General features: G+C 63.4%; 12 protein-coding genes, 1 tRNA gene and 1 pseudogene. 9 read left to right on the top strand and 5 right to left on the bottom strand.

The features are described from left to right. On the bottom strand, positions 1 to 906 hold the full coding sequence (locus tag D3D02_RS12690; RefSeq protein WP_199723092.1) for a substrate-binding domain-containing protein: 906 nt from the start codon (positions 904 to 906) through the stop codon (positions 1 to 3). A gap of 146 nt (positions 907 to 1052) precedes the next feature. Here D3D02_RS12690 and D3D02_RS12685 point away from each other — a divergent pair, with 146 nt between their 5' ends. The 5 genes from D3D02_RS12685 to D3D02_RS12665 all read left to right on the top strand — a co-directional run bounded on the left by D3D02_RS12685 (position 1053) and on the right by D3D02_RS12665 (position 7788). Then, the gene (locus D3D02_RS12685) at positions 1053 to 1739 is read left to right on the top strand and encodes a TOBE domain-containing protein (protein WP_121570369.1); all 687 of its coding nucleotides are present in this window, start codon (positions 1053 to 1055) and stop codon (positions 1737 to 1739) included. A 261-nt stretch (positions 1740 to 2000) separates the two neighbouring features. Next, entirely contained in the window at positions 2001 to 3098 is a 1098-nt protein-coding gene (locus D3D02_RS12680) for a putative sulfate/molybdate transporter (protein WP_121570368.1), read from the top strand. A 228-nt stretch (positions 3099 to 3326) separates the two neighbouring features. Continuing rightward, a complete protein-coding gene (locus tag D3D02_RS12675) occupies positions 3327 to 4814 on the top strand; it encodes an MATE family efflux transporter (RefSeq protein ID WP_121570367.1) in 1488 nt (495 codons plus the stop codon). Positions 4815 to 6257: 1443 nt separating this feature from the next. After that, positions 6258 to 6728 (top strand): DUF5805 domain-containing protein, encoded by a 471-nt coding sequence (locus D3D02_RS12670; RefSeq protein ID WP_121570366.1) that lies wholly within the window; start codon positions 6258 to 6260, stop codon positions 6726 to 6728. Continuing rightward, positions 6718 to 7788: a tyrosine-type recombinase/integrase gene (locus D3D02_RS12665; protein ID WP_121570365.1), complete on the top strand. Its 1071-nt coding sequence runs from the start codon at positions 6718 to 6720 to the stop codon at positions 7786 to 7788. Before D3D02_RS12670 ends, D3D02_RS12665 begins: the two co-directional genes overlap by 11 nt. Positions 7789 to 7835: 47 nt before the next feature. On the opposite strand, the gene D3D02_RS12660 is transcribed toward D3D02_RS12665, so the two are convergent. The 3 genes from D3D02_RS12660 to D3D02_RS12650 are packed head-to-tail and all read right to left on the bottom strand — an operon-like array spanning position 7836 to position 10602. Further along, positions 7836 to 8897 carry an ABC transporter ATP-binding protein gene (locus D3D02_RS12660; protein ID WP_121570364.1) on the bottom strand — a complete coding sequence of 354 codons (1062 nt, stop codon included), beginning with the start codon at positions 8895 to 8897 and terminating at the stop codon, positions 7836 to 7838. 3 nt (positions 8898 to 8900) lie between these two features. Continuing rightward, a complete protein-coding gene (locus tag D3D02_RS12655; protein WP_121570363.1) occupies positions 8901 to 9710 on the bottom strand; it encodes an ABC transporter permease in 810 nt (269 codons plus the stop codon). Beyond that, on the bottom strand, positions 9685 to 10602 hold the full coding sequence (locus tag D3D02_RS12650) for an extracellular solute-binding protein (protein WP_121570362.1): 918 nt from the start codon (positions 10600 to 10602) through the stop codon (positions 9685 to 9687). Before D3D02_RS12650 ends, D3D02_RS12655 begins: the two co-directional genes overlap by 26 nt. 60 nt (positions 10603 to 10662) lie before the next feature. Here D3D02_RS12650 and D3D02_RS12645 point away from each other — a divergent pair, with 60 nt between their 5' ends. Further along, a complete protein-coding gene (locus D3D02_RS12645) occupies positions 10663 to 11088 on the top strand; it encodes a Tfx family DNA-binding protein (protein WP_121570361.1) in 426 nt (141 codons plus the stop codon). A gap of 95 nt (positions 11089 to 11183) precedes the next feature. Next, the gene (locus D3D02_RS12640; protein ID WP_121570360.1) at positions 11184 to 11705 is read left to right on the top strand and encodes a phosphopantetheine adenylyltransferase; all 522 of its coding nucleotides are present in this window, start codon (positions 11184 to 11186) and stop codon (positions 11703 to 11705) included. A 24-nt stretch (positions 11706 to 11729) separates the two neighbouring features. Here D3D02_RS12640 and D3D02_RS12635 read toward each other — a convergent pair whose 3' ends face one another. Next, positions 11730 to 12038 carry a transcription initiation factor IIB family protein gene (locus D3D02_RS12635; protein ID WP_121570359.1) on the bottom strand — a complete coding sequence of 103 codons (309 nt, stop codon included), beginning with the start codon at positions 12036 to 12038 and terminating at the stop codon, positions 11730 to 11732. A gap of 83 nt (positions 12039 to 12121) precedes the next feature. Between D3D02_RS12635 and D3D02_RS12630 the strand changes: the two genes are divergently transcribed. After that, positions 12122 to 12204 (top strand) — tRNA-Leu (locus tag D3D02_RS12630). A gap of 148 nt (positions 12205 to 12352) precedes the next feature. Then, positions 12353 to 12493 (top strand): annotated as a pseudogene (locus D3D02_RS12625) (IS5/IS1182 family transposase); the annotation flags it as partial. Between the last annotated feature and the right edge of the window lie 124 nt (positions 12494 to 12617).

The following is a 12617-nucleotide window of genomic DNA, read 5'->3' as shown; positions in this document are numbered from 1 at the left end:
TTACTCGTCGGACGAGTTGCTACTCCAGCCTTCCGGAACGTACTGTTGGAAGTCGGGGTCTTCGGAGATGGCTTCCGGGAAGAACAGTTGCTCTCCGTTCATCGTGTATTCGGAGATCGCGTTCTGGGCACCGGGGCTGGTAATCCAGCCGATGTAGGCCATCGCCAGGTCGTAGTTTGCATTGTCGTGGACGCCAGGGTTCACTGCCATAATACCGTAGGGGTTCGAGAGGATCTCCGGCCCGCCCTCGATCGGTCCCTGCACGAGGATGGTAAGGTCGATCTCCGAACGCTGTGAGATGAAGGTTCCACGGTCCGAGAGCGTGTAAGCGCCCTGCTGATTAGCGATGTTCAGCGCCTCGCCCATTCCGGTGCCCGTCTCCTGATACCAGTCGCCACCGGGATCGGTGCCAGCGGCGTCCCAGAGATTGAGCTCTTTCGTGTGCGTCCCGGAGTTGTCCCCGCGGGAGACGAACGCCGCCTCCGCCTCGGCGATCGTCGTGAGCGCGTCGGTCGCCGAACCCATTCCCTGGATCCCGGCCGGGTCGCTCTCGGGGCCGACGATGACGAAGTCGTTGAACATCAGGTCTCGTCGGTTGATCCCGTACCCGTTGCGCATAAACTCGTCTTCGAGGCCCCGTGCGTGGACCATCACCACGTCGGAGTCGCCGTTACGGGCCGACTCCAGCGCCGCGCCGGTCCCCTGGGCGACCGCGTCCACGGTCACACCGTACATCTCCTCGAAGTCGGTATGGATCGCGTCCAAGAGCCCCGTGTCGTATGTGCTCGTCGTCGTCGTCAACGTGAGCGTTTCACCGGATACGTCTGCTTGTGCCTGCTGGCTCTGCTCACCGCCGGTGACCTGTGAGCACCCTGCGAGCCCCGTGGCACCCACGACGGCACCCATCTTGAGGAACGATCGTCGAGAGGTCGCCCCACTGAGCCGAGATCGTCTTCCATCGTCCGCGGTCGAACGTTGTTCCGACATAGATACAACCATCGTTCTCTCAGGGGAGACATAACGCTTTTGCTCGCTAACACGTACCGAACGGTATGGACGTCCGTCCTTCGTTCGACACGTACATCGGCAGCGACGGGGTGACGCTCGACTCACGCGACGTCGCCCTGTTGCGGGCGATCGATCGGGAAGGGTCGCTCAACAACGCTGCCGATTCGCTGGGGCGGTCGTACGCGCACGCCCAGCGTCGCATCGTCGAACTCGAAGAGGCGTTCGGGTCGCTCGTCGAACGACGGCGGGGCGGTTCAGGAGGCGGTGGGAGCGAACTCACGGACACGGCCAGAGAGTTGCTCGCCGCCTTCGAACGCACGCGGACGGGTTTCGAGGGCGTTGCCGACATCGCCGAGACCGTCCTCGCGGGGACTATCGTCGAGCGCGAGGGTGAACTAGTGACCGTCGAAACCGGCGCCGGAAACGTGCGGGCGCTCGTCCCCGAGGGCGACGGCGACGTGCAACTGTCGCTCCGCGCGGACGCAGTGACGTTGACCGATCCCGAGGACACGCCGGTTCCCGAGCACACGAGCGCTCGGAATCGGTTTCTCGGGACCGTCGAGAGCGTCGAATCCGGGGAACGCATCGCTCGCATCGCGATCGACATCGGTGCCGACGAACCGCTTTTGGCGCTCGTCACCGAGGACAGCCGCGCGAAACTCGGACTGGAACCCGGCAGCGACGTGGTCGCCTCGTTCAAGGCGACTGCGACGCGCGGTATCTCGACGTAGTTGCAGACTGACTGGTCTTGGTTGCTCAGACCGAGCCATTCCACTACCTATGATATAAGCAGAAACGGTTACGTTCTGCTCATCCCGAAACTATTGGTAGCGTCGGCGAGTTCGTCCGAACGGACTTCGGTGACTCATCTTCTATCGTATCTGTCAGTTTGAGTGCTGAGAAGAACGATCGAATAAACGACGTCCGTAGCTCCTCTCGCATCACAATAGCGTACCCAGACGTTATATTTCCCGAGCGACTCTGTCGAAGTGATGGACGTCTTCGCCCGGGGGCAGTACAGTAACCGGCTCGATTTCTCCCGACACGAACTCACGGGGGCGTTAGGGGATTCGGTTACGGTTCTCCCGGTCGTCGTCGCCGCCGCGGCGCTCACCGACCTCTCGCTTTCACGGCTCTTGCTCGGTTTTGCGGTCTTTCAGGTCGTCTGGGGGCTCCATTACGGGCTCCCGATATCGGTCGAGCCGATGAAGGCGCTCGCGGCGCTCGTCATCGCCGGTTCGCTGACGACGTCTGAACTGGCGGTCGCCGGGCTCCTCGCCGGGGGCATCCTCCTTGCTGTCGGCGCGACCGGGACGCTCGCGCGTATCGAACGGTACGTCGGCCAGCCAGTGATTCGTGGCGTCCAGTTGGCTGTCGGGCTCGTGCTCCTCGAAACGGGAGTCCGGTTGAGCCTCGACGGCGTCTGGTACGCGCTCCTCGCACTCGCCGTCGTCGGGATCAGCGTCGCGATCGGTCAGCGACGGGCGAGCACGCTGGCCGTACTCGCGGTGGGCATCGGCATCGGACTGGGACAGACCGGGCTCCCGGTCCCGCACCTTCCGACCGCGGCGCTCGCCCTGCCGAGTGCGTCGGGACTCTCGTCGGATTCGATCGGCGCGACTGTCGCGCAGTTGGCGATGACCGTCGGCAACGCGGCCGTCGCGACGTCGCTTCTGCTCTCGGATTACTACGACGCGGACGTCTCCGCCGACGACCTCGCGAGCAGTATGGGCGCGATGAACCTCCTCGCGGTTCCGCTGGGTGCGATGCCGATGTGTCACGGCAGCGGCGGCGTCGCGGGCAAGTACGCCTTCGGCGCGCGGACGGCGGGGGCAAATCTCATCCTCGGGGTTCTCTACGCGCTGGCGGCCGTCGTCGCCGTGGGCGCGGTCGCGGCGTTCCCCCTGGCGATGCTCGGGGTCGTCCTCGCGGTGATCGCCGTCGAACTCGGTCGTGCTGGCCTCGAAACCGACTCGCTTTCGCTCACGGTCGGCATCGGCGTCCTCGGCGTCGTGACGAACGTCGGCGTCGCGTTCGTAGTCGGGGTTGCGGCGTATCTGTTGCGCAAGCGGTTCCGCGACGACGACTGAATTCGAGTGCACGAGCGATAGCTCCTCACCGAACGGAACCGCTATACTCGCTGAGCGAGTATTTCGTCTCAGTGTCGTCCGCCAGTTCGCGTCTCGATTTTCTCGGGGACACGTGCGAAGAACGAATCTGTTCGCGCCTCCCGTCTGCAGTAAGAGCGGTTTCGCCGACCGTACGCGATCGATGCGCAAGCGTGCGACGGTGCGCCGCCGAACGGCGTTGGTGAGACGATGAGCGGAGGTCCCGGAGCGAACCGTGCAGTGAACGTCACGGACGGCCCCCTGATCAAGCCGCTTTTCGTCCTCTCGCTGCCGATCGTCCTCACCAATCTGCTGCAGGTGGCGTACAACCTCGCAGACACCTTCTGGGTCGGACGACTCGGACAGGACGCGGTCAGTGCGCTCTCGTTTTCGTGGGCGATCGTGTTTCTCATCATCACGCTCGCGGCGGGCTTCACGGTCGCCGGGACGGTGCTGGTCGCACAGAACAAGGGCGCGGGCAACCTCGACCGTATCAACGCAGTCGCCGGCCAAACTATCGCGTTCGTGATCGGCCTCTCTATCGTGTTCTCGATCATCGGCTACGCGCTGGCGCCCTGGTTGCTCCAGTTGATCGGAGCGACGCGCGGGACCGAGGTATTCGCGCTCTCGGTCACGTACACGCGGACGATGTTTCTCGGGATCCCGTTCGTCTTCGGGTTCTTCATCTTTCAGTCGCTGCTGCAAGGTTGGGGTGACACGCGGACCCCGCTGTATCTGATGCTCCTCGGCGTCGTGCTCAACGTCGTCATCGACCCGTTTCTCATCCTCGGGTTCCAGAACAACCTCCTGTTCGAGATCGCCGGCCTCACTACGCTTCAGGCGGACCTCTACAGCGCGACGGGCTTCGCCGGGTACGGGGTTCAGGGAGCCGCGATCGCTACCATCGCTTCCCGGGGCGTCGGGGCCGTGATCGCGATCGGGCTGTTGCTCTCGGGCCGCGTCGGCATCCACCTCACGCCGCGGGATTTCGTCCCGACACGCGAGACGGTGAGCAAGATCTTCCGCATCGGCGCGCCCGCGAGCGTCGAGATGAGTACGCAGTCGCTGGGTGTGACGGTCGTCACGGCGCTCGTCGCGCTCGCGGGCGCTGAGGCCGTCGCCGCCTTCGGGATCGGGACCCGCGTCACCTCTCTCGTCGTGCTCCCCGCGCTCGGCCTCGCACGCGGGACAGAGACGGTCGTCGGACAGAACCTGGGAGCGAGCCAGCCCGACCGGGCGAAGCGGGCCGTCTTCGCGAGCGCCGGGATCACTGCTGGCGTGCTCGTCGGGGTCTCTGTGCTCGTCTACCTCAACGCCGCTGCGATCGTCGGCATCTTCATCACTGGTGCGGAGGCCGCCGCCGTCGTCGCTGCAGGCGCGGAGTACCTCCGGATCGTTGGCCTGACGTACGTCTTCCTCGGCGTGTTCTACGTCGTCCAAGGTGCCTACCGTGGAAGTGGAAGCACCCGGCTGGCGATGATCTTCGGAATCGTCGGGCTCATCCTGCTTCGCATCCCGCCGGCGTACGCCCTTTTGGCCTGGTTCGATATGGGTGCTACAGGCGTCTGGTACGGCATCGCCGTGGCGAACGTCCTGATGGTGCTGCTCTCGGGTGCGTACTTCCTTCGCGGGACGTGGACCGACGGCGTCGTCGACCGCGGACAGCCGAGACGCGACATCCCAGCAGACGACGATTAGCCGATCTAGCAGACGACCAGAACCGATCTGCCGAATGGAGGCGTCGACACGATATTGATATAGCGGAATGAAGTTTACACGTTCGGACACGGACGCGGATCCTGTTTATTACTTGACAGTGGCCACAGAATACGGACAGATCGTGCGAGATCTAGTTATGAAAGTCACTCAATTCTCTGTGTGGAGACAGGCGTGGACCCGGGAGGCTACAGAGGAGCGGCCCCCTCGCGTAGCGCGTGGTCTGCGCGTAGCGTAGTTGCACCGCACCGAGTCCAGGACGCAAATAACTCGTGGGAGGAACCTTCGTCGGCATCAGACTTCGTTCGTTCTCTTTCGCTCTGATAGAGGCGCAGTCGGTACGAAAATGCCCCCTGAGCCGTGTATGTCGCGCGTACGTACGAGGTCCTTTCAGGCCAATAGGACGGCCAGAATCGCGCGCCGTAGGACAGTGGTGCGTCCGACCACTCCGGGGCGACGCCGTATGGAATAGGATCGAGCACACGACACACAGCCATCAAAGATACCTGACAACGACCCGATCTCTCGTTCACAGGATGGCTGTTACGTACCGCTTGTCTGCTATCGAGGTGGTGCGTATACGAAGCGATACAGTCCGGTCAGGTCCTCACGGCCACTGTTCGGCGTTTCACGCTTTGCAAGTGAGAGTCCGACTATCAGGGAGTGGAGAAGTGGACGGTTCAGCAGGATGACGGGACGTTCTCGAACCCATCGTACTCGGAGTATGTCGTCGTCGAGGCCAGGTGTACCAGTCACGGCGATCGATTGTTTCTACCGAGTAGCACGTCTCTATCGAACGAACGGTGCAGCAGTTGCGCGGCTCGGTAATCGACAGCGCGATTGCCCGTGCAGAGGCCTACGAGACACAGTTGGTCCTTGGTGCTCGCCACGTGTCGAGAACTAGTCCCGCTGTCGAACGTCCGACGCAGAGGGTATGTGCGTCCACGCAACGAGGTATCCAAAGTTTCGAGGTCAACACCACTTCGGCTGACTCGAATATTCGACTAGCGCAATGGCACGATACAGTCACATCAGCATCTGGTCGGTATATCGAACCGAACTCGGGAGACCGATCTTTGGCAGCGATCCCCCGGAGTAGCGGGCCGAAGATACCCATTCAGATTTCGGGGGCCGATCGGCGCATCCGAGTGACTGATTCGGGCGCATTCTGTTGTATCGACAGAACAAGAATTTCAGATGCTGGACCGTCTCTGCTGGAAACGACCTACCCCCCCCCCCGAAAAATAAGACCCATAACGAACGTCATAATTTAGGTGTGTAAATACAAGCATATCGCGGATTTTGAAGTGCAGTAATACAAATAACTTGATTACAGCCCCGAAAAGACGCGCTCATAGACACATCTAACCTCTCTTATTCTGGTATCTACAGTAAAGTGAAGTGGGGGGCGAACGCAGGAATGGTATGGCTGCCGAGGAAGTCGACACCGAGCGGGCGACGGTAATGACGTACGTTCCCACCTATCAGAAAGAGCGCTGGAAAGAACACGCAGAGCAGTTGGGGATGAGCCAAAGCGAGTTCGTTCGGACGATGGTGCAGGCAGGCCGCCGCGACTTCGAGGTCCCCAACAGCCCCGGATACGAAGAACCCGGTGAAGAGGCAAACGGAGGGCCTGAACCCCAGGGGTCAGGTTCCGAGACCGGGCCAACAACACAGGACACCGAAGACGACTTCGAACGTCGCGTCCTCAGGGTCCTCTCGTCCGCCGAGTACCTCTCGTGGGACGAACTCCTCGCGGCGCTAACAGACGACATCGAGAGCCGTCTCGACGAGACGCTCCAGGAGTTACAGGCGTCGAACGCCGTGCGATACAGTGGGCGGCGCGGCGGCTACGCTCTCGCACCCGGCGCAGCGGAGGAGAACAATGAGCGCTGAGACCCCCGGGGGCGAGGCTCTCGAAGATCCGATCGCGTACTTCCTGCAAGATATGACGTACCACGGAAAGTCAGAACGGACCCGAGACGCCTACGAGCGCGTCCTCCGTCGGTTCGAGGCTTTCCTGAGCGATCCGTCGACGACTCCGAGCGGGTCACGGACCTCGGTCGCCGAGGCGACACATCGCGACTGTATGGCGTGGATCCACTCGCTCCGGCGGTCGGACGTCGCCGACAGCACGGTCGCGACGTACGCCTCCTACCTCCACCGGTTCTACGCGTACCTCGCGCAGGTCGGTGCGTTCGAGTCCAATCCGATGACGCTCGTGATAGAGGAGATGGACGAGCGGATCGACACGAACCCCTCACGGCGGGAGATTTCACTCCCCGATATGCGGGACTTTCTTGCCACGGTCACGCATCCCCTCGATCACGCGGTCGTCACGACGCTTCTCAAGACCGGAATGCGCGTGGGGGAACTCTGTAATCTCGACCTCCGCGACCTGGCGCTCGACGACGACACACCGATCGACGCTGTATCGAACGGGATCGTAACGTCGCGCCCGCACCTCGACGGCCGTGGACCGTCGCTCTACGTCGCGGCCGAACCTGCGGCCGGGGCCGTCGTCGCCGGCGAGGAGCGCACGGCGTCGAACAAGCGGAAGCGTTCGACGGTGATCCCCGTCGACGACGAGCTCGAAGTCGCGCTGCGTCGCTGGCTCGCGATCCGTCCGGCGGCGCGCTCGCCTGCAGAACCGTTGTTCGTCAGTACGTCGGGAAGTTGGGGGAGTCGGCTCACACCCGATATGGTCCATCACCTCGTCGAAGGACACGCGAGCGACGCCGGCTGGCACCGATCCGGCGGCGGTGCGGAAGAGAACGTCACCCCACACTACTTTCGGCACTTCTTCACGACGCATCTCCGTGATCGAACCGGCGATCGAGGGATCGTCAAGTACCTTCGGGGCGACGTCGGGGGCGACATCATCGACACCTACACCCACAACTGGGGTGATCGGGTCCGCGAGACCTACGAACGGCACATTTACTCGCTGTACTGAGCTGGGGGGTCGTCTGAACGGACACACGTAAACTGTATATCGCTATATCAAAAACCGGCCTCGGCGGTTGGGATCAGATGGACGGCTTGCGGCGGAATCGCCACTTGGATGGGAGCGCCGGCGTCGATCGCTAGGCGATCGAAGGCAGGCGGACGAGCGGTCGTCACCAGCGCGAGCGACGTCTCGGCGGCATTCACGTGGACACGGTATTCCGTCCCTTCGTTCAGCCAGTCGTCGACGGTTCCCCGAATCACGTTCGTCGGAGGGACCGCTGAGCCGTCGGCTGGACGGGCGCTCGGATCACAGAGTCGGATCCGCGAGGGGTGTAGACAGACGGTTACGGCCGACTCGGCCGGAACAGGCTCACTCGTCCGGAGTTCGACGTCGCCGACCCGAACCGTCGCGTCGCCGGTGGCAACGCCCTCGAAGAGGTTCTCGTTCCCCGTGAACGTCGCGACGAACCGCGTTTCCGGTTCTCGGAGTACGGTCGACGGCGGACCGATCTGCTCGATCGTACCGTTCCGGAAGATCGCGATACGGTCGCCCAGTGCTGTTGCCGTCCGCTGATCGTGCGTCACGTACACGACCGGGATGTCCAGCGAGTCGAACAGCGCGTGGAGTTCGCTTCGCAGTCGACGGCGGATGGGCGCATCGAGGCTCGAAAGCGGTTCGTCGAGGAGCAGCGCATCTGGGTCGGCCGCCAGAGTGCGCGCCAGCGCGACGCGCTGTTTTTCGCCGCCGGAGAGCGTCGCCGGCCTGCGGTCGAGGACGTCCCGTATTTCGAGCAGCGTCGCGAGTTCGTCGATCCGATCGTCACTCGTAGCCGCGTACCCGATGTTCTCGTGGGCGGTCAGATGCGGGAACAGCGCCCCGTCCTGAAAGACCAGCCCCGTCCGGCGGTCTTCGAGCGAGCGCCCGCTCAATGCTCGGCCGTTCAGCGATACGGACCCCGAGTCGGGGGCGACGATCCCCGCGATCACCGACAGCAGCGTCGTCTTCCCGCTGCCCGAGGGACCGAGCACTGCGAGGACCTCGTCGCCGACGGTCGCGTCGACGGGGCCGAACTCGAATCCAGCGTACGTCTTCGTGAGACCGTCCAGTTCGAGCATCGATTACTCCAGGGGGTTCTGTCCGAGGGCGTTGAGGACGACGAGCGTCGCGACCGCGATACCGACCAGCACGACGGCCGCGGGGAACGCGTTGTCCAGGCCGAGCGTCGTGAACGAGACCCAGATCTGCACCGGCATCGTCCGCGGGTAGTACGCGAGCATAATGGTCGCGCCGAACTCCCCGATCGAGCGCGCGAACGCCAGCGTGACGCCCGCGAGGATGCCCGGCCACGCGAGCGGGAGCGTGATCCGGCGGAACGTCGTAACGCGGCTCTTGCCGAGCGACCGCGAGGCATACTCCAGGCTTCGGTCGACGCTCTCGAAAGCCGCCTTCGCCGTGACGACGACGAACGGCGACGACACGAACGTCTGCGCGAGCACGACGCCCACAACCGACCGAGTCAGCGGCAGTCCGTTGGCGGCCGCCAGCCGTCCAACGAGCGTCTCCGGGCCGACGATCGTCAGCAACACCATCCCGCTGACGATCGGGGGCAGAACGAGCGGGAGTACAACGAGCGCAGTCACCACCGTCTTGATCTGCCCGTCAGCGCGCGCGAGCCAGTATGCGAGCGGGAGACCGAACACCGTCGCGACGAGGGCGCTCGTGCTCGCGGAGACGATCGAGGTCGTCGTCGCCGAGACGATGTCCGGCTGCGTGATGCGGCGCAGCACCACGTCGGGCGGCTGGCTGACGACGAGCGAGACCAGCGGCAGGAGGTAATAACAGAGCAGGACCGCGCCGAGCACGAACGTGATCGACAGCCAGTCGAACCGTCCGACGCCGGAGTCAGTTCGCGATTTCGCTGGGAACATTGCCGGTGTAGGTGGGGAAGTCGTCGGGGATCACGAAGCCGAACTCCGAGAGATACGGTCCGGTCGTGTGGGTCTGAAAGACGTCGGCGGCGGCTGACGCCTGGCTTCGGAGCGTCGCACCGTAGCTGATGAGCCCGCCCTCGACGACCTTGCCGCTCGGGAGTTCGTAGGTTGCGTTCGCGTACTGTTCGGCGTAAGAGGGATCGCTGAGGTCGATCGCTGTCGGGAGTTCGACGTAGTCGTAGCCACGCTCGACTGCCATATTCCGGTAGGCGATCGCGGCGTCGATCGACCCGGTCTCGAACTGGCTGACGAGTTGCGTCTCGGGGTAGATCTGGTCGCGGCTCGGGATCGCATCGCGAAGGTCGCGGTCAGTGTCGTAGTACTCCGTCGCGAGTTCGAGGACGAAGAGGGCCCGGTAGCCGAGCGGGTCGAGGTCCGGGTCCGTCCGCCCGAGTTCGACGTCGCCGTCGAGTACCGGACGGTACCACGAGTCGGTTCCGGCGGCAGCGATGCGTTCCCCGCCGTCGCTGTCGGGGTTGTAAGCGACGACGACGGAGTTGGTCGCGAACTCGGCGTACCAGTCGGGTCGCATCGGGCCGTCGAACAGCGCGACGTCGGCGACGGAGACGACGTCCGGATTCTTCTGTCCCTCCGCGACGAGGCGGGCGACCTCTGCGGAACCGTGGGCTTCGATCTGGACAGGCGTGTCGACGCTCGAACGGAGCCCGTTTTCCAGCGCGTTGTTCAGGCTCCCAGCAGCGAGTATCGAGACGGGGGTCGCAGTCGATCGGTCGCGGCCGACGACGCCGGCGCACCCGGCGGTCCCGGTGAGGAGTGCCGCGGCCCCTGCGAGAAACGAGCGCCGACCAGTCGGCGGTGCGACGACCATCAGTCCAAAATCTAATGTTTAACCAATAAACTTACCTCAAATAGATCTGTTTGACTTCGTATGACCAACGTGGACTCGACAGTCCTGACTGAGCGACAGGTCGAGGTGTTAGAGCGGCGCGAGCGGGGCAAGACACAGCAGGAAGTCGCCGAGGCGTTGGGGACCACGGACGCGAACGTGAGCGCCATCGAACGCGCCGCAGAGGCGAACGTCGAGAAGGCGCGTCGAACGCTGGAACTCGTCCAGACGCTGCGCGCACCGGTGCAGTTCACCGTCGCGGCGGGGACGTGCTTCGAGGACATCGTCGATCAGATCTACGCGCAGGGCGACGACGCCGGTCTCAAAGTCGACTACTGCCGACCCGAACTCTACGCGCATCTCTACGGACTGCTCGGCGACGTCGCCAGCGAGAATATGCTGGACGAACCGATCGACGTGGGACTCACGAGCGACGGAACGGTGAAAGTATTCGCCGAAAGCGGCTGACACCGGGATTCTGTGCAGTGGCGTGTATCGCCGGGTGCGGCCGGGACTCGACGGAGACCCGCCCAGTTTAAGTCCCGGGAGGACCTCGGCCGCGTATGCACGTCGCGCTGGGCGGGACGTTCGATCCAGTCCACGACGGCCACCTTGCGCTCTTCGAGCGTGCGTTCGAGTTAGGCGACGTAACCGTCGGGTTGACGAGCGACGAACTCGCTCCGAAGACCCGCCACGTCGACCGCTACGTCAGGTCGTTCGAGGACCGGAAGAACGATCTCGTCGCCGAATTAGAGCCGCTCGCCGCGGCCCACGACCGCGAATTCGAAGTGCGCAAACTGACCGAGCCGACCGGAATCGCCACCGAACAGAAGTTCGACATCCTCATCGTGTCCCCGGAGACCCGCGAGGGGGGCGAGCGAATCAACGAAATCCGTCGGGAACGCGGGTACGACCCGCTCGACATCGAGGTCGTCGAGCACGTCAGCGCCGAGGACGGCGAGCGCATCTCGTCGACGCGCATCGTCAAGGGCGAAATCGACCGCCACGGAAACGTCACGCCGGAGCGGGACGGCCGCGGCCCGAAGCAACCGCGCACCAAGGACTCCGAGCGATCCGACGCCTGATTGTGTGCGTTTCTGCGTCCTCTGCTACCACGACGGCGGTTGGAACCCCGCAGACTCGAGTACCGGCTTCCAGTGCTGTTGGACGCTGAGCCGGGTCACGTCCATCGCGTCGGCGATGCGAGATTGCGATCGTTCTTCGCCGGCGATCAGCGCGCCCGCATAGAGGCTCGCAGCCGCGATCGCACGCTTGGAGCGGTCTTCTTCGGGGGCCTCCGAGAGGAACAGATCCGCGGCGACCGAGCGCGCGTCGGATCCGAGCTCCAGTCGGTCTGCACCGCGCTCGATCCGATTCAGCCACTCCTCGTTGGCGACGCGGTCTCGGGCGCTGTACATACACTGGGGTGCGTCGCCACTGCATAAGAACCCTGCGCGCGGAGCGACAGGTTGATTTGGGCCTTCGGTGTAGATGTGGCTGCGCGCGGGTAGCCAAGTGGCCAACGGCGCAGCGCTTAGGACGCTGTCCCATAGGGGTCCGCAGGTTCGAATCCTGTCCCGCGCATATTCAGTTTCGAGGAGGGTGTCATAGAAGTCTTACCACGGTGGTTTATTTCACGGTTCTATAACGGAATCTGCCGTGAGACTCTGATTGCGAATTGAAGAGCGTGTCATAGAAAACCTCCCAGGGGAGGCCGCAGGGTTTGGAAACTGTGTCCAGCAGTACCAACGCCCTGCAAGACGTAGCTTCGGTAGACGACTTCTTGAATGCGGCGGCTACCGAGACAGTACCGCTGTTCGAACATCTTGAGTTCGAGTTTCTACTGGAATACGACGTGTTCGCCCCCTCGGAGTGGTCTGCGAAAGAGTTGAGCCCTGAGAGAGCGTTCCTATTTTGATGAAGAGTAGTCGGCGAGGTCAGTTGGTGAAGTACTTGACCGAAGAAGAACTTGAGCAAGCAATTACAGATGCACAGAA

Origin of the sequence: Halobellus sp. Atlit-38R, assembly GCF_003665925.1 — an archaeon.
GTDB classification, from domain to species: domain Archaea; phylum Halobacteriota; class Halobacteria; order Halobacteriales; family Haloferacaceae; genus Haloquadratum; species Haloquadratum inordinatus.
This window is presented reverse-complemented; position numbering and strand designations above follow the sequence as displayed.

Bases quoted from the DNA above. Each gene is read 5' to 3' on its own strand.
- D3D02_RS12690 (WP_199723092.1), bottom strand. From the start codon at position 906: ATGGGTGCCGTCGTGGGTGCCACGGGGCTCGCAGGGTGCTCACAGGTC.
- D3D02_RS12685 (WP_121570369.1), top strand. From the start codon at position 1,053: ATGGACGTCCGTCCTTCGTTCGACACGTACATCGGCAGCGACGGGGTG.
- D3D02_RS12680 (WP_121570368.1), top strand. From the start codon at position 2,001: ATGGACGTCTTCGCCCGGGGGCAGTACAGTAACCGGCTCGATTTCTCC.
- D3D02_RS12675 (WP_121570367.1), top strand. From the start codon at position 3,327: ATGAGCGGAGGTCCCGGAGCGAACCGTGCAGTGAACGTCACGGACGGC.
- D3D02_RS12670 (WP_121570366.1), top strand. From the start codon at position 6,258: ATGGCTGCCGAGGAAGTCGACACCGAGCGGGCGACGGTAATGACGTAC.
- D3D02_RS12665 (WP_121570365.1), top strand. From the start codon at position 6,718: ATGAGCGCTGAGACCCCCGGGGGCGAGGCTCTCGAAGATCCGATCGCG.
- D3D02_RS12660 (WP_121570364.1), bottom strand. From the start codon at position 8,897: ATGCTCGAACTGGACGGTCTCACGAAGACGTACGCTGGATTCGAGTTC.
- D3D02_RS12655 (WP_121570363.1), bottom strand. From the start codon at position 9,710: ATGTTCCCAGCGAAATCGCGAACTGACTCCGGCGTCGGACGGTTCGAC.
- D3D02_RS12650 (WP_121570362.1), bottom strand. From the start codon at position 10,602: ATGGTCGTCGCACCGCCGACTGGTCGGCGCTCGTTTCTCGCAGGGGCC.
- D3D02_RS12645 (WP_121570361.1), top strand. From the start codon at position 10,663: ATGACCAACGTGGACTCGACAGTCCTGACTGAGCGACAGGTCGAGGTG.
- D3D02_RS12640 (WP_121570360.1), top strand. From the start codon at position 11,184: ATGCACGTCGCGCTGGGCGGGACGTTCGATCCAGTCCACGACGGCCAC.
- D3D02_RS12635 (WP_121570359.1), bottom strand. From the start codon at position 12,038: ATGTACAGCGCCCGAGACCGCGTCGCCAACGAGGAGTGGCTGAATCGG.